At 43.7% G+C, this 17,009-nt stretch carries 13 protein-coding genes and 1 pseudogene; 7 read left to right on the top strand and 7 right to left on the bottom strand.

Features of this window, described 5'->3' with window-relative positions:
* Nucleotides 1-575 precede the first annotated feature (575 nt).
* Complete coding sequence (locus RIG27_RS32635; protein ID WP_446351201.1) at nucleotides 576-779, bottom strand: hypothetical protein; 204 nt, start codon at nucleotides 777-779, stop codon at nucleotides 576-578.
* A 476-nt stretch (nucleotides 780-1,255) separates the two neighbouring features.
* Entirely contained in the window at nucleotides 1,256-1,411 is a 156-nt protein-coding gene (locus RIG27_RS32630) for a hypothetical protein (protein WP_446340863.1), read from the bottom strand.
* 68 nt (nucleotides 1,412-1,479) lie between these two features.
* On the opposite strand from RIG27_RS32630, the gene RIG27_RS32625 reads away from it, so the two are divergent.
* Entirely contained in the window at nucleotides 1,480-4,062 is a 2,583-nt protein-coding gene (locus tag RIG27_RS32625; protein ID WP_446351200.1) for a glycogen/starch/alpha-glucan phosphorylase, read from the top strand.
* 81 nt (nucleotides 4,063-4,143) lie between these two features.
* Here RIG27_RS32625 and RIG27_RS32620 read toward each other — a convergent pair whose 3' ends face one another.
* Nucleotides 4,144-6,594, bottom strand: coding sequence for an ATP-binding cassette domain-containing protein (locus RIG27_RS32620; RefSeq protein ID WP_446351199.1), 2,451 nt, complete (start codon nucleotides 6,592-6,594; stop codon nucleotides 4,144-4,146).
* Nucleotides 6,595-6,914: 320 nt separating this feature from the next.
* Here RIG27_RS32620 and RIG27_RS32615 point away from each other — a divergent pair, with 320 nt between their 5' ends.
* The 6 genes and pseudogenes from RIG27_RS32615 (at nucleotide 6,915) to RIG27_RS32590 (ending at nucleotide 13,055) form a co-directional block, all read left to right on the top strand.
* On the top strand, nucleotides 6,915-8,216 hold the full coding sequence (locus RIG27_RS32615; RefSeq protein WP_446351198.1) for a hypothetical protein: 1,302 nt from the start codon (nucleotides 6,915-6,917) through the stop codon (nucleotides 8,214-8,216).
* Nucleotides 8,209-10,032, top strand: coding sequence for a hypothetical protein (locus RIG27_RS32610; protein WP_446351197.1), 1,824 nt, complete (start codon nucleotides 8,209-8,211; stop codon nucleotides 10,030-10,032). The genes RIG27_RS32615 and RIG27_RS32610 overlap by 8 nt, the downstream gene beginning before the upstream one ends.
* A 180-nt stretch (nucleotides 10,033-10,212) precedes the next feature.
* The gene (locus RIG27_RS32605) at nucleotides 10,213-10,473 is read left to right on the top strand and encodes a DUF4160 domain-containing protein (protein ID WP_446351196.1); all 261 of its coding nucleotides are present in this window, start codon (nucleotides 10,213-10,215) and stop codon (nucleotides 10,471-10,473) included.
* A 3-nt stretch (nucleotides 10,474-10,476) separates the two neighbouring features.
* The gene (locus tag RIG27_RS32600; RefSeq protein WP_446351195.1) at nucleotides 10,477-11,025 is read left to right on the top strand and encodes a DUF2442 domain-containing protein; all 549 of its coding nucleotides are present in this window, start codon (nucleotides 10,477-10,479) and stop codon (nucleotides 11,023-11,025) included.
* An 85-nt stretch (nucleotides 11,026-11,110) separates the two neighbouring features.
* A pseudogene (locus RIG27_RS32595) lies at nucleotides 11,111-11,338 on the top strand (PIN domain-containing protein); the annotation flags it as partial.
* A 664-nt stretch (nucleotides 11,339-12,002) separates the two neighbouring features.
* Nucleotides 12,003-13,055, top strand: a complete 1,053-nt coding sequence (locus RIG27_RS32590) for a PDDEXK nuclease domain-containing protein (protein ID WP_446351194.1) — start codon at nucleotides 12,003-12,005, stop codon at nucleotides 13,053-13,055.
* Between the two features lie 231 nt (nucleotides 13,056-13,286).
* Here RIG27_RS32590 and RIG27_RS32585 read toward each other — a convergent pair whose 3' ends face one another.
* From RIG27_RS32585 to RIG27_RS32570, 4 genes are all read right to left on the bottom strand, one after another.
* Nucleotides 13,287-14,639 carry a cytochrome-c peroxidase gene (locus RIG27_RS32585; protein WP_446351193.1) on the bottom strand — a complete coding sequence of 451 codons (1,353 nt, stop codon included), beginning with the start codon at nucleotides 14,637-14,639 and terminating at the stop codon, nucleotides 13,287-13,289.
* Between the two features lie 9 nt (nucleotides 14,640-14,648).
* Nucleotides 14,649-15,299 carry a hypothetical protein gene (locus RIG27_RS32580; RefSeq protein ID WP_446351192.1) on the bottom strand — a complete coding sequence of 217 codons (651 nt, stop codon included), beginning with the start codon at nucleotides 15,297-15,299 and terminating at the stop codon, nucleotides 14,649-14,651.
* A 1-nt stretch (nucleotide 15,300) separates the two neighbouring features.
* Nucleotides 15,301-15,996 (bottom strand): hypothetical protein, encoded by a 696-nt coding sequence (locus RIG27_RS32575; protein WP_446351191.1) that lies wholly within the window; start codon nucleotides 15,994-15,996, stop codon nucleotides 15,301-15,303.
* Between the two features lie 235 nt (nucleotides 15,997-16,231).
* Nucleotides 16,232-16,948, bottom strand: a complete 717-nt coding sequence (locus RIG27_RS32570; RefSeq protein WP_446351190.1) for a hypothetical protein — start codon at nucleotides 16,946-16,948, stop codon at nucleotides 16,232-16,234.
* Between the last annotated feature and the right edge of the window lie 61 nt (nucleotides 16,949-17,009).

The raw sequence follows: 17,009 nt of genomic DNA, 5'->3' as shown, positions 1-17,009 counted from the left end.
TAAATGGTGTAATTGATCTTGCTAGGATGTCAAACGAGCCAAAATTCGTACAATGCCGATTTTCTCAGTCGATTTTCTCAGTCGATTTTCTCAGTCGATTTTCTCAGTCGATTTTCTCAGTCGATTTTCTCAGTCGATTTTCTCAGTCGGAATAGCACTTTTTGTAAAAACTAAATACTTGATAAGTACCGTAGGGCATACGGAAACTTCCTAATTAATTTAGGTAAAAGCTTGGAGAGCTACCCAAAAAGAGGGGTTCTAGATATTAAGTGATATTCTAGTTGACTTCGGGTAGGACATAATTGTGTAAGACCTAATTAGAGGTAACTCTTTCATGGCAATAATTAGCTCAATAATCTCCCGCGTTTTAACCGGGAGAGTGTCAAAGTCAATCAATTGTAGGGGCGGGTTTAGGTACAATTGTAGGGGCGGGTTTAGGTACTAAATTTAGCTCCCCACCAATAACGGAACAACAAAACCCGCCCTTCCCCACCAATAACGGAACAACAAAACCCGCCCTTCCCCACTTTTAACCAGTGGTTTAAACCTCCGGGCGGTTGATTAGATAAGACAAGCTAAGATTGAACGGTTTCTAAGGGACGCGATCGCAAAATCTGACTGTTTGGTATAAGCTTTAGAGTATCGACACGAATAGATGACTGGCTGGGCTTGAGGGGAATCATCTCCTGATGGCAAACTGTGCAAAACCAATAAATACCTTGTCGTCTTACATGGCGTAAGAGGGGATGACCACAACACAGACAAGTTTTGATACCCATAATCGGTTATCTCCTAATTTAATAAACAATTGTTAACCACAAATCAGCCCATCAATGACTAACATAATGAGTCAGTCAGTAGAGACGCCTCGGTGGAACGTCTGTACAAAGTCATAACCGGGAAGTATAAGTAGCGAATGTTACTGAATAATAGTTCAGTTAGTGATTATGATTTGACCGCTAGATTCATAGGCTAGAATGAATGGTATAGCAATTTATCCGCCTCATAAAGTATCTTTTGATATAAAATCAGCCTAAAATCCAGAAATTTAACAAATAGTTTTGGTAACTATCAATGCCTCTCGGTCGTGGGTCTCACGGCTGATGAAATCGCCTGTGGACGGGTTCTGTCGGGGGCTTTGCCTAGACAAGACCGAAGGAAGCAGGTAGTCCCTGGAGCGATCCAGTGAAGCCCGCGCTGTACCGAAGGTCAGCGCAGCGTCGGGAGAACGTCACGAGAGTTTATACCGAGCAGTTTACGATCGCGATCGCACCTGAGGTGGAAAAGACTGCATCAACGACTTCGCGCCAAGGCATAACAGATTTTTACATAGACGTTCCGGATCGCGGTCTGGTGCGGTTAAGCTGACGGATAGAGCGAAAGCAACCCCCAACGTCTGATACCTTGGCATCGCCAATTTTAGAGACTAGAGTAGCAGGGGGAACGATATTAAATCGTGTCATCAGTAAAAACCAGTCTATGAATAACCAAGTTTTTGAACCCAATAGCGATCAACCCGTCCAGTCGAATGTCTGCCTCCCGGAAATTAAAGTGGAAGACGATCGCACCGGGATGACGGTGGAGACGCTAAAACGTGCCTTTGCCGATAACTTGTACTATATCCAGGGCAAGAACGAGTTCTTAGCCACCCCCTACGATTACTACATGGCTCTGGCTTATACGGTACGCGATCGCTTGCTGCATCGGTGGATTAATACCGCGACAACCTACCTGCAAAAAGAGGTCAAGACTGTTTATTATCTCTCGGCAGAGTTTTTAATGGGTCGTCAGTTAAGCAATAACTTGCTCAACTTGAATATGTACGACCGAGTTTGTCAAGCCCTAGAAGAATCCGGATTAAAGCTGGATGACTTAATGGCACTCGAACCCGAACCCGGACTGGGAAATGGCGGGTTAGGACGTTTAGCCGCCTGTTTTCTGGATTCCCTCGCCACCTTAGAAATTCCCGCCATTGGCTACGGAATTCGCTATGAATTTGGCATCTTCGATCAGCGTATTGAAGAAGGCGCTCAAGTCGAACATCCGGATAAATGGCTGCGGTTTGGCAACCCCTGGGAAATCCGCCGTCCCGAATTAACCGTAACGGTCAAGTTTGGCGGACATACCGAAGGGTATCATGATCAGAAGGGTCAGTATCGAGTGCGTTGGATTCCCGATCGCAAAGTCTTAGGAACCCCCTACGATACACCCGTACCGGGATACCATAACAACACCGTCAATAGTCTACGTCTGTGGCGAGCCGGAGCCTCCGAAGAGTTCAACTTCCAAGTGTTTGACAGTGGAGACTATTCGGGAGCGGTTACAGACAAGATATTCTCTGAGAATATTTCCAAAGTCCTGTATCCCAACGATAATACCTCTCAGGGTCAACAACTACGCCTAGAACAGCAGTATTTCTTCGTCAGCTGTTCACTCCAAGACATCATCAACACCTACCGCCGCACACACCGGAACTTTGACCAGTTCCACGAAAAAGTCGCGATCCAACTCAACGACACCCATCCCTCAATTGGCATCGCCGAATTAATGCGGCTGTTGGTGGATAAATATCAATTGGGATGGAACCGAGCCTGGTACATCACCAAGCACACCTTCGGCTATACCAACCATACCCTGCTATCCGAAGCCCTAGAGCGTTGGCCCGTCCGCTTATTCGAGCGTTTACTACCGCGACATCTGGAAATTATCTACGAAATTAACCATCGCTTCCTGGAACAGGTCAAAGTGAAATATCCTGGAGATGGGGAACGGTTGCAACGTATGTCCTTGATTGAGGAAGGTGGGGAAAAATTTGTCCGCATGGCACACCTCGCTTGTGTCGGTAGCCATAGCATTAACGGCGTAGCCGCACTCCATACAGAATTACTCAAGGAACGAGTGCTGCACGATTTCTATGAAATGTTCCCAGAACGATTCAATAACAAAACCAATGGCATTACCCCGCGTCGCTGGCTATTGCTGAGTAATCCCCAACTTTCTGACTTGATTACGGAAAAAATTGGTGATAGTTGGGTGACTCACCTGCAAGACTTGCAAAAACTGGAAGCCTTTGCCGATGATCCAGAATTTCGCCAACGGTTTGCCACGATTAAGCAGCAGCATAAGCAAGAGTTGGTGGACTATATTCTACTGTTTAATGACGTAGAAGTCGATCCCAATTCCTTGTTTGATGTCCAGGTGAAGCGATTACATGAATACAAGCGTCAGTTACTCGATGTCTTGTATATCATTACCCTCTACAACCGGATCAAGCGCAATCCGGGCATCGAAATTCTGCCCCGAACCTTCATTTTTGCAGGCAAGGCAGCTCCGGGCTATTATATGGCGAAGTTGGTGATCCGGTTGATTAATGCGGTCGCTAAAGTGGTCAACAACGATCCCGATGTGGCTGGTCGGATTAAAGTGGTGTTTATGGAAGGATTTTCGGTCTCCTTGGGTCAGAAGATTTACCCAGCGGCAAATCTTTCCGAGCAAATTTCCATGGCAGGTAAGGAAGCTTCCGGCACAGGCAATATGAAGTTTGCCCTGAATGGAGCGCTAACTATTGGCACTTTGGATGGAGCAAATATTGAGATTCGGGAAGCTGTGGGAGCGGATAACTTCTTCTTGTTTGGTTTAACCGCACAAGAGGTCTATGACTTGAAATCCCGGGGCTACAACCCGATGGATTACTACCATAACAATGCTCAATTAAAAGAAGTGATTGAGCGCATGGCTTCGGGTGAATTCTGTCCTGAGCATCCGGACTTGTTTAAGCCAATTGTGGATTCACTCCTCTACAAAGATGAGTACCTATTATTTGCCGACTATCAATCGTACATCGATTGCCAAGATCGCGTCAGTCATGCTTATCGTGACCAAGAGAATTGGATTCGTATGTCGATTCTGAATACGGCTCGCACCGGCAAGTTTTCCTCCGATCGCACAATCCGGGAATATTGTCAAGATATCTGGAAAGTTGAACCGGTCACGATTGACATTGAGGAATACGTGCAAGCGGAAGCCGGGTTGAAAGTGGCGAAGCCACCCCTTCATATTTAAGTCAAGCTGTGATTAATTAAGGTGCATCACGTTAATTACCAACGTAGGGGTTTGGTCTCCAAACCCCTCTCAGGGAGAGTATCAAAGAATATCCTTACGCTTGTGTAACCAAAGCGCGATCGCCAGATAAACAACGGTGTGTAAACAAAGGATACCCCAGTTAAGTCGCAGGTTGTCCCAGGTTGGATCATAAACGGGCGTCGGTTCAAAGGGAAGGGGAGGTGGTTCAATTCCTGGTAGAGGTGTTTGTTCCGATACCATAGCATTGACATCCACTAAAGCACCATAGGCGCCAACTGACCAACGACTGATGGTTAACCAGGAGAGTTTACTGGCAAAACCAGTCAGTTCAAAGAGAACGCCAGAAAAGATAATTTGGGGTAGAAAGAGTAAGGATAAGCTATTATTTGCCTCGGTTTCATTGGTAACGAAGGCGGACACCAAGAGTCCTAAACTCAAGGTAGCCATTAGCGTTAAAAATGTAGTTAAGGATAAACCAATTGACCAGAGAATTAATTCCGGAGTAGGCGATTTAAACCCCACTAAAATAACCAGAACAATCAAAATAGTTTGCAGAATCGCTAAACCAGAACGGATCAGGAATTTAGACCCCAGATAGGGAAAAATGCCTAAATTCACCAGTCGTTCTCTAGCATAAATACTGAATTCTTTGACAATTTCTTGGACTGAACTTAAGAGTCCGACTAAAATAGCGGCACAGGTAAAAATAAATAGGACTCGTAAGGCGAGAGGCGCTTGGGTTACGTCTAGGGTGTCAAGTTCAGCTAAAGGGGTTTTACCCTGTAACGTCAGGACAATTAAGCCAATACCAATCGGGGCGGTGAATAAGGAGAGGGCGAGACTGAGGCGATCGCGAAGAATCAGTTTTAGGTAGCGTTGACTCAATAGCCAGAGTTGGTTCAGGGGGGAACTTCCGCTTCCTGAATGGGGTGCGGGTTGGGATGGGGTGACTTTACCGGGACTTAAAGAGGCTTGAATATAGGCTTGATAGGGGGCGGAATGATGCAAAAATTTCTCTGTCCAATGCTTGACAGTTTGCTCATTTTCTGATTTTGTTTTGCCTTGGTCGAGTTTGATGTAAATATCGGCAAAGTATTTTAAGTCAGCAGACGGCATTTCAAAAAAGTCCATCGCCTCTTGCGGGGGACCAAAGTAGCACAGGTGTCCACCGCGACCCAGAAACGCGATGCGATCGCAGACTTCGATATTGGCGGTTGCATGGGTGACGAGGACGATAGTGCGTCCCTGATGGGCGAGTTCCCGTAAGAGTTGCATCATCTCTTTGTCCAATCCGGGGTCAAGTCCAGATGTGGGTTCATCCAGGAAAAAGAGTTTCGGATCAGCCAAGAGTTCCACGGCGATACTCACCCGTTTGCGTTGTCCCCCACTCAAATCGCGGACAAAACTATTGCGGACAAACTCTAGTTTAACTTGGTCGAGGGTGCGATTCACGATCGCGTTGACATGGGTATCCGGAGGTAATCGTAACCGACAGGAGTAGGTGAGAACTTCGGCGACGGTTAAATCCGGATGAACGATATCATCTTGGGGGACATAGCCAATTTGAGACCGATAGAGGTTAAAATTCTGTCGCAGGTTGTCGCCATTGAGAAAGACGCCACCTTCCTGGGTGGGTTCAATGCCTAAGAGGGTTTTTAATAGGGTGGATTTCCCCGTACCACTTCCGCCCACCAAGGCGACAAATTGTCCCGGTTCAATCGGGAGAGAGACGTGACTGAGGATGGTTTTGGTTCTCCCTTGTTTATCTTTAACCTGACGCACTAAGCGATGGGCGTCGAGGCGGATAAAATTGCCTCGATCCACTAATTCCAGGGTGTCTTGGCGTAGTAGCAGGCTAAAGGGTCCGATGCGGATGGTATCGCCATCTTTGAGGGGAACGGTAGTATTGATCGGTTTTTCGTTCAGGAAGGTACCATTGGTGCTACGGTCTTCTAAGCGGTAGCCGCCTTGGGGGGAGGGAGTGATAACGGCGTGGAGACGGGAGACGGTGGGGGCGTCGAGTTGGATGGCGGCGTAGCGTCCAGGAGTGGGTTCGCGTCCCAATTCCACGGGCCACTCGCGCAATCCCTGGAGAGATAGGCGCTGTTTACTGGGTTGGACGGTGAGTTGGCTGCGATTGGGATTGGTATAGGTGAGGAGGATATAGTTGCGGGGATCTTGACCAATTTCCAGTTGTGCGCCGCTTTGGAGGAGATAGCCTTGGCTGGTGTTGATTCGGGTTTTGTTGATAAAAATACCATTGGTACTGGGACGTTGACCATCGCCATCAAAGATGCGATAGTCCTCACCCTCTTTGCGTAAGATGGCGTGGCGGTTGGAGATAATGTCCCAACTGGGAGGGATGGGGAGGTTAGAGAACGTGCGATCGCGTCCCAGGGTATGGGTATCTTGGTTGAGATAAAAGCGCTGGATTTGACCTTGATTGTTGAGTTCAAGGTAGGGGTGAGTGCCGACAACGGTGGTGTGACCAGAGGTGTTGCTTCTTCCCATAACATTATGATAACGGGTTGCGTTACCCGCTCAAGATTTGGATTACGCAAAGGCTCTATCTGTAGTGGCGTGGCACACCTAAAATGGTAGTAGGGGCGCAAGGCTTGCGCCCCGTTTAACCCTGAGCGAAGTCGAAGGGTTAAACGTCAAATCTATTCCACAATTTTAGCTGTGTCAGTCCGCCATCGTGTGAAAGCGCTTGCGTAACGCACCTTAACCAGTCTGATAGCAGGGCACGATGGTATCGTGCCCCTACCAACGGCAATTTAGATGTATAAGAAAGTGCGATCGCGCTGCAACAGCTTTATAAAGACTTGAGCATGAATTCTAATTTTACTGACTTACCTTGTGGATTATCCTGCGAGACTCACTGTGAGATTCGTAGTAAGATGATCTCGTTGCAAAATTCCCTAACTCTTTTACCCGTAGATGGAGCAACTCAATTAACCAGCACGTTTATTGACACTTATCAGGACTTGTGTCGCTCATCCCGGGATGGAGTTGAAAATTATCCTCCCAGTATAGCTCTCCCGGCGCTTTTTGATTTTGTGTTATCGGCTAAATACGTAGAACGAATGGTTGCAGATGGGGGATGGATTTACTGTGCTGGTAGTGAATTAGATGAGCATCCCTCTTTATATTTTCCATTTCTCAAGACTTGTCCTCGCTGTAGTGTTAAGCGTGGGATAAAGCCATCAGCCAAGTCAAACAAACCGGGTTCTGATGCTATTGGACGAATGGCGGCTGATACGACAATTTTAATTTTATCTGAAGTCGCCCGTCGAATTGCCCCCGATGCCAAGATTGGCAAATCTACAGTTCGTCAAGGAGATATAGATGCTGTAATTTATGATCGGGATATGCTCGCCTTAGTAGAAATTAAGTCGTCACCCTTAGTGGTCTATCCTCTGGAAATTAGACTCACGAAACCGATGACTGAGGTTCGAGAGGGTGAGCTTGTCTCTAAACGAGATCATTCTATGGCAACGGCTTTGATAAGTGAATCTAATTTGTCATTGTATATCCCTCACATTGACTTACGAATTCCATTAAATCACTATACGCCAGACAATTGGCCCTATACACCGCTTACTGAGTTTATTCGCGCTCCTCAGAACTTAGCGACTATTCTTTTAGCCTGGAAGCAACTTTACGAGTTGTATATCAATAGCCGCCAGAGAACTAAGAGAAAATCGGTGGATTCGCGTCGGTGGATAATGTGTGGTTGTGGCAGTTCGGTTGATGATTCTAAGAATGCACCAGGTATGGAGCGTACTGATGATATCAAAAAAGGAACATACCAAGTTTTAAAGTTTGGCACCTACTATAAAGAGAAATGTCCACGTCGTCGGATTCGCGCTGTCCTGGCATCTAATTTTTTACCGGAACATGGGTATGCTAGTTACCTGGCTGAAGTCCAAGATGTCATTTGGACGAAGGATAAGTATTCTGTGTCTCTACCAGGAGATATTGGATTCGATAACATTGTTGCTTTTGAGGCAGATAGCATTTTCAACTTATATGATGCACTGCTGTGCTTAACCCGTTCTATATACCGGGATGCTGATTTGTATAGACTATTAAGTTTAACCCGGTTAATCGATGAGATGTCTGATGAGTGAGTCAACGGCTATTTTCGTTTTTAAGTTACGTCAAAATATAGCTCTTGAAGGTGATTTGTTACTCGCCCAGATGGAGCTGGATTCGTTTTTGCCAGATAGAGTTCAGGATTTAATGGAGATTAAAAGCATTATCCAAAACATCCCTGAATTGTCGGAGATTGAAGGGTTGGGACGGTTAGATGCTCATGTTCGGCAAAATGGAAAACAAGCCTATGTCGCTAAGGGTTCACTGGAGCTATTGCCTCACCTGATTCGGCGGGTTTCATTTATTCAACGAATTTATTGTGTTACTCAAGTTTCCCCAAGCACCAAAGCTTTTTTAGTTGATACTATACACCAGGTTGGGTCTATTATTAAGAACCAGGTGGTGGACAATCGCCTGATTATTCAAGCCATTCCTCATTATACTCTGATTGAGTTATCTAAGATCGTCGCTAATCATTCCCAGGGAGTTGATGATACAAAGCGGAATTTAGACGGATTGGTTGATGCACTGTTGGACAGAACGGTTAATAAATCGGTGATAAAATTGACCACCATTGCCTTATCCGCACGGTCTACGACGTCTCATTTAACCCATGATATCCACTATTACAAAGCCAAGTTTTTTCCCCGGATGGTTCGCTCTATCCTCAATAGTTGTACGCCAGAGTTAGGGAAAGGTTGTCATGTCCTTGATAATTTTGTGGGCAGTGGGACAACGCTTTTAGAAGCCTCTATTTTAGGAATTCCTAGTCTAGGACTCGATATTGATCCACTCTCGACCATGATTGCCCAAGCAAAACTGGATGCTGTGGACATGGATAGCGAGTTGTTAGCCACGGAAGCGGCACGTATTATCCAGGCAATAGAGAATAAGATAATCGAAACTCGATTCGGTGGGCGGTGTGACTCCGATGAAATGACGATTATTTTTCCGGATTGGTTGATGAAAAATCGGAAAATGACTGGGGAAATTGCCACGGAGTTAAGCGGGGAAATTAATCGAGTTCAGTCGGCTATTACTGGATCTGATCCACGACTTTATAAGTTGCTTTGTGTACTGATGTCAGATGCGATATCCCGCAAGATTCGGATGCGTTTTATGGGGACGGGGGTTGGACGGTTTTCTCTCACGTTGGCGCAGAAGCCGCTGTTTACTATTTTTACGGATTCTTTAAGGCAATATGTCAAGGTGGCGGCAATGTGTGAATGGTTAAAGCAAATGATTCATTTACGGTTGGCTGATGCCCAGGTGATAGCGGCTGATAGTAAGCATTTGCCGAGTAATTTAGGACAGTTCGACATTTTAGTAACATCACCTCCTTACCTTCCGGCGTCGAGTGGACGGGAGAGTTATGCGAAGGCGCGAGCTTTGTCATTAATTGCATTGGGTCTTGATAATGTAGAGGATTTAATTGACAATTCTATCGGTTCGATGAACGGCAATGGCATAGATGTTGGGGCGTTGACGAATAATGAACGTGACCTAGTGGAGTGGCTGCACAGAGATAAACTACGGCAAATAAAGGCAGAGCCGACAGGCAGATATTTTCTGGATATGCGCCAAGCGTTTGCCGAGATGTACCGGGTTTTACGTCCTGGGGCAAAAGCGGTAGTCATTAGTGGAAAAACTAGCACATTTTATCAATTTAAAACCCGTAAGCCACTCTATGTTGTTAACGTTGCTGAGATCCTCGCTGATGAAGCACAACGGGTTGGGTTTGAGGTCGATGCGCTTCACGATATTCAGTTGGATAAGTGTAATCGGAATGCTCGACCGCGTTCGCTCGATAACTATTACGAGACGTTGATTATGCTGCAAAAGCCTAAGTAACGCCCCTTAACCCGTCACTGATTGCAGGGCACGATACCATCGTGCCCCTACCAATATTTAGATGTCTAAGAAAGTGCGATCGCGCTTTTAACACCTCCATTAATTCCCTAGGGACATCGCAGCTACCCTAGTGATAGGCTAGTCATGGCAGACAGGCGTTTGCAGTAAAGAGGTGATTTCATGCCAGAAATCAGTCGTTTTTTCGGAATCATCGTTACCATGTATTATAATGATCACCTCCCCCCACATTTTCATGTCCGCTACAACCAACAAAAAGCCCTTGTCAGTATTAATACGCTGGAAATTATAGCCGGAAAGCTAACCTCAAGAGCAACTAAACTTGTGACTGAATGGGCAAGTCTACATCAAACCGAACTCATGGAGAACTGGGAACTCGCCCAAACTAATCAACCTTTAAACAAAATCATTCCTTTAGAGTAAGCGATGCTAAAAGATATTGTCGATGTTCAACCTTTAGAAGAATATCAACTCCATCTACGATTCGATGATGGCGTTGAGGGCATAGTTGATATTAGTCAATTAATCGAATTTACGGGTATATTTACTCCCTTAAAAAATCCAGACTATTTTGCTAAAGTCCGAGTCAATCATGATTTAGGAACGATTCAATGGGAGAATGAAGCCGATCTCGATCCCGTTGTCCTTTACGCAAGGATTACAGGTCAAGAAACCAGTCATTTCTTTAATACAACAGCCAACGCTGTCAAGGTTCAGGGAGTAGTGATGCAAATTCAGCCTCCAAACGCGACCGAATTAAGAGGACAAATCACACTTTTTGGAGCTGTCAACAATCAAGTCTGTAAAATTCAGACCGAATTAAGCGGACGTGATTATATTTTGGCGATTAAAGCGTATCAAGAACGGATTCCTATATTCTGTACAGGTAATTTCATAAAAGTGAATGATGTTTGTATTCTCCAAGATTCTTGTAACTTCACCCTAGATGCAACATGGAAAAACTCAAGCAAATAACAGGGTATAATGGAAGCGTGTTCCTAAAAAACGAAAGCTGAGTAAAAGACGCAGAAAAACTAGAAAAACTTGTGGAGACTGTGACATGACCAGGGTTTACCTCGATACAAGTGTTTACAATCGCCCTTTTGATGACCAAACACAACCCAAAATATTTTTAGAGACACAAGCTGTTACTCTCATTTTGCAAATGGCGGCAGCCCAATTAATAAACTTGGTTGGTTCTTCAGTTCTAGATTATGAAAATAGCCTTAATCCTTTTCCCATTAAACAGCAAGCCATGAATCGGTATTTACAAATGGCGACAATCCGAATTTTAGAGATAGAAGATGACAATAAAAGTAATTAATGATCAACAAGCTTTACAAGACGGCTTAGATGTCTTGATTTGTCATTTATAACCCGCTAAACTGGCGCGTTTTGTCGCCGCTTGTAAGTTGGGCGAAGGGGATTATCTTAAGCGCAAAGACAAGCTGTTTACACAAGAAACTGTTGCTAGTTTATACGAAAAGGTCAAAGCCTATCAAGATTCTACAAATGACTGACTCTTAATTTAATAATTGAACTCTACTATTGTGTTGCCTATTGTGAGATTAAAATTACGGTTGAATTGAGTGCATATCGGTGTAGTAAAAGGGCGCACATCTGTGCGCCCCTACAGTTTAATCCTAATTCATAAAAATGGGTGTATCCGCCAGTCATCAGTAGGGTGGGTTAGGCGGGAATTTAATCAGCACGAATTACTGTTTAATGAACTATCCAACCTAACCCACCAACAAGCTATACACTAAAGCAAATAGCAGGATATAATAGGAGTGTGTCCCGAGTAAGGGGAATTTAGATGCCCAGAAAGGTTGTGATGCTATGAGGCAAGAGGCTGAACAAGGGCACGATATTAAGGAGGTGCGAAACCCGGTAAGATTAGCGAGTTATCGCAGTAATCCAGGGTTTTGAACCAAAGTATTAGACGATGAATTATGAGTACCATTAAACCTTCTTTTGATCGCGCCTATCAGGATTTCCTCCGGGACATTAAAATTCAGGTTGTTCAAAGTCGGATTGAGGCGGCGCGGGCAGTTAATCGATCGCTGATTCGCTTGTATTGGTCTTTGGGGCAGTTGATTGTAGAGCGGCAGGAGGCGTTAGGATGGGGCAAGGCAGTCGTAGAACGGCTATCGGCTGACCTCAAGGCTGAATTTCCTCAAATAACTGGATTCTCACCGCGCAATTTGTGGTTAATCAAGCAGTTTTATGAAGCCTATGCTGAAACACCTGAATTTCTGAAACAGCTTGTTGCAGAAATTCCTTGGGGTCATAATATTTTGATTATGCAGCGCATTAAAGATGAAGCGGCTCGCCACTATTATTTGGAAGCGACGGCTCGTTTAGGTTGGACGCGCAATGTGCTACTCAACCAAATTAAAGCAGGTGCCTATGAGGTGAGCCAGCAAGACAAAAGTCATAACTTTTCGACAACCTTACCAGAATATTTGGCAGAGCAAGCCGAAGAAACCCTTAAAAGCCAGTATAGTTTAGAGTTTTTGGGATTGACACAGGCGGTTCACGAGCAAGAGTTGGAGCGAAACTTGATTGCTCGACTCAAGGATTTTTTGATTGAGTTAGGTTATGGGTTTTGTTTTATTGGTAGTCAGTATCGGTTGACCTTGGGAGAGAATGAGTATTTTCTCGATCTGTTATTTTACCACCGCTTTTTGAAGTGTTTGGTGGCGATTGATCTCAAAACCGGACGGTTTCGCCCCGAATATACAGGCAAGATGGATTTTTATCTGGAGGTGTTGAATGAGCAAGAACGTGCCCCAGATGACAATCCTTCGATTGGAATTATTCTCTGTGCACAGAAGGATAGGCTAGAGGTAGAGTTTAGTCTGAAGTCAAAGACGAACCCGATTGGGGTGGCGACGTATCAGCTTTACCCGCAGGTGCCAGAGGAATATCAGGGGCTATTGCCAACCGATGAGGATTGGCAGCGATTGTTAGAGTCAGCGTTGCCTGAGGAGGATGATAATTGATAAATTATGACACCAATAATAAAGACAAGCTGTTTACACAAGAAACTGTTGCTAGTTTATACGAAAAGGTCAAAGCCTATCAAGATTCTACAAATGACTCTTAATTTGATAATTGAACTCTACTAGCGTGTTGCCTATTGCAAGAAAGCCTATTGCCTTTTGGGATAAACTGATGTCCTAACGTGTGGGCGTAGTGCTACATAGCTCGCTTTGTCCACAGTGAGTAATTTCCTAATTAATCCAATCACAATTTAGTTGCTTGCGGGACACAGGGTCGTTATTGGGAAAGCATAATCCACTAGGTAAGCCTTCTGGAACATAACGCATCAAGTTAGGATCACGTAGACCAGTTTCCAGAAAAGCGGTCAGATCATCAACCTGCTGCTGTGTGAGATTTAAGGGTCGGAACCATACACTGAGATTACCAGCATATAATGCTTCTAGTTTCTGAGGTTGTGCGCGATTGAAATACTCAACAACCTCGCGCAGTGTATTGAAAGAAGCACCATGTCCGTAGGGAGAACTATCTGCTAGGTTATAAAGTTGTGGAACCTTGAACTTAAAATCATCACTTGCTCGTTTGGTAATTACCCCTCTCCCTAAGTTGAGTCCGCTGAAGTCTTGGGGATGATCAGCAAATCCGACTGACCTAAAATTTGTAATGGCTAAGTTTGCTCTTGTATGACACTGAACACAAGAGGAGCTAAAAAAGACTATTCCGCCTCTGAGTTCTTGAGCAGACATTGCTGTTTCATCCCCTTTCAACCATCTTTGAAAGGGTGCTTGGTTAGCCAGGAGTGTGCGTTCGTAGGCTGCTATTGCAAGTCCCACCCTTTTTAGATCTTCTACCTCTGCGGCTACATAGGGACGGTCTGGAAAAGCTTGAGCGAATAGTTTTTGGTACTCTGGTATGATAGCGATCGCTGCCGTTCCTAGTTTATGTACGGTCATAGCATCAATTGCTTGAGTTTCCAAGCCATCAAGCTTGAATCGATTGACATCAAATTCCTGAATTAAAGGCTCGTTAGCATTAGGTCCAGTCACACCAGCTCGTCCATTCCAAAGCATCACTTTTTGATAAGCACTGTTAAGCACTGATGGAGTCAGGATATTCTGTTTATCAATTTCTACAGAGTAAACCTCAGCATCTCGATGTCTAGATTTATTCCATCCCAAACCACCTACACCCAACGCTTGTGCCAAATTTGATCTAAATCCAGCTTCTGCAAAATGACAAGACGCACAGCTACTCTGTTGCCAGTGTTTGGGATTAATTGGATTTATAGATAATGCTGTTTCATGGAATAATAGCTTTCCTAAGTTCACCTTTTCTGGCGTCAGCGGATTATGAGGATCGGCAGGAATACTACTTAAATCAGATGAGTTGGGCAGGATGAAGTAATTTAGCCCCAGATTGCCAGGAGCGGCAAATTTTACTAATTGTTTAAGTCTGGCGCTAAGATAAGAAATAGTATTTGAATCAGGATTATCTTGAGCAGATGCCCAACCTATATCGCTAATAATTACGAATAATATAATCGCAATAATAACCAAAAATCTAATCATTAAATTTATTATTTTCATTGCTAATAGTTAGAGTTTTAGATTCTTTAATAGTTCGTAGCAATAGCGGTTTAAGGGGACACCAGTAAGTGGATGATACTTGCCCGACACTTCATCTTTAACCAGGAAATCAACCAAAGGTTGATCGCCAGATTTTTTCAAGATTTCTAATTCCTGTGTGACCAATTTTAGAGTTTGCCCTGCTGTCATAGAAACCCAATTGCCTCCAGGTTCTCTTATGTCAGTAATTGTTAAATGGGGGTAATTCCCATTAGTTTGCTGCATTTCGCCATTTAATGGCGAAATAATAGGAAGAATAACTGGCCATGTTGACCCCAGGTATCGGGCGGCATCCCTTAATCGTTTGCTCAGTTTAATTAACTGATTGGCTGTCGGTATATCTTCTGTTAAGCGATACCAATATTCAAGTCCAAACTGTTCTAAGTTTATCGGCTCTCTCACTTCTCGTAGTGAAGAAATTTGTTGAACTTGGAAGGCGCTAGAAGTAAAATAAATTTTCGATATATCAGCGGAAGCAAGATTACTGTTACTTATCCACAGTATAACTAAAACAACCCCTAATAATGCATTTTTGTTTTTTATTTGTGGTAAACATAAATGAATATTACTCCTATTCGGGAATATCTTACTATACAGTAGCAAAGTTAAAAAAATAACCACTTTACAACTCAATTATTTCTTCTTGTTCTGGGGTAATTATTCTCAAATCTAGATTTAAAATATCAATGCTATGTTCACTCAATTTATCATTTAAAGTACCATTAACAGCATCTCTAAAGACAGACATAAACCTAACTTTAGGAATCAGATATTTTTGACCTGTCTGAGTGTTAAGAGCAATCAGGTCAATGACAGGAACTTCTTCAGTTTGTGGAAGAGTTGGGTTTGGAGTAACATCCAAATTTTGCTGTGCTGAGGGTAGCATCACCGAGTTAGCTGAATTTAAGCTATCAAGATGTTTGGCGAACATCTCGTTCAAATCGGCTGGTGTAATCGGCTGCGCCTGTCCAGATAGATCAACAAATCCGATTGCTTCCCATATTGGCTCAACTGAGTTAATATTTTCTTCTTCCATGCGAATAGGACTATTAACTGCCAAGGGAAACTTTATTGGTACATCTGCTGACATTAGAGAGACTTTTGCTTGAGCTTGGCGAACAAGTTCTCGATAAGCTTCTAAACCCAACTCCTCTGGTGTTTGTCCGGTTGAAATCTGATCCGTTGAATTTATTGTCGTATCAGGTTGACTCGTGTTTGATAGTTGTTCAGCATTTGATATCTGAGTGGAAAAATAAAAAGTTACTAAAAGAATTAGTGCCGTGACTCCTGAGTTTCCCAATAAATGTAGCTTTTTCATGTAATCATCCTATCAGATGTGATTGCTTCAGGGGCTTTGACTCTCTTAAAAACGTCATGCACTCCTTCAGTGAAAAGAATAACCTCGATAATTTATAAGATGTGAACGTGTTACACCTGTAGTTATGATTGACTGACAAAACTATATAAAGTCAAAACCAAACAGTGATTTAGCTATGTCAGTGGAAATCTTATTCGGAAATTCTACCAATTAATTAATCAACTCCTCCACATCGCTAAAATCTCAAGCTTCTCAATCTTCTCAAGTTCAATTTTCTCACCTCATAAGCATTGTGTCGGTGAAATGTTTGATTGCGTACTGAATTTAGTGCATCTCGGCAAAAAGAATCTACTCGAACATTGGGTAAAAGATAATAACGACCATTACGTTTGTCCCTGACAATCAGGTCAATAATTGCAACTCGCCTAGCCTGAAAAAATGAACTGCTAGCATCCGCAACTAAAGTTTGCCGACTACCAGAACCAATATCAAAACTTCCGCCATTACGTTCCTCTACTGTGAACATCTCAACTACATCTCCGCCAGTAACAGGTTCTGGTTCTGCACTATTCGTAACACTGCCAACCCCCTCAAAATTTGCTGCATTTATTGTTCCACCGTCATCATTCCGCAACTGTCCAGCAGCAAATGGAGAGTTAGTTCCCAGGGGAATAGCATAAGAAATATTGTCAGTCATTTGAGTTCCTGCTAATTCCCTTGTGTATTTAATATTGTCTACTAGACTAGCAGTCAGTTCTGGTGGTTTTTGACGTAAATACTCTAAACCTAGCTCTTCCGGAGATTTTACTTCATCGATAAAACCTAGCTCAATCATTCGTTGATAGTTGGCACTCGTTGCCTTAGATGGTTGAGCTGCGAAAACAGAAAAACCAATTCCTATACAGGCTAGTAATACAATCGCCAAGTTTTTCCAGGAGACTAACTTTTTCATACCTAACTATCCTCGTTTTTGATAATTGATGGATTAATTTTGCCAATGATTCACACAGTTT

The organism is Coleofasciculus sp. F4-SAH-05 (assembly GCF_040222985.1).
GTDB classification, from domain to species: Bacteria; Cyanobacteriota; Cyanobacteriia; order Cyanobacteriales; family Coleofasciculaceae; genus Coleofasciculus; species Coleofasciculus chthonoplastes.
The sequence above is the reverse complement of the archived record's forward strand: the minus strand, read 5'-3'. Positions and strand labels throughout refer to the sequence as shown.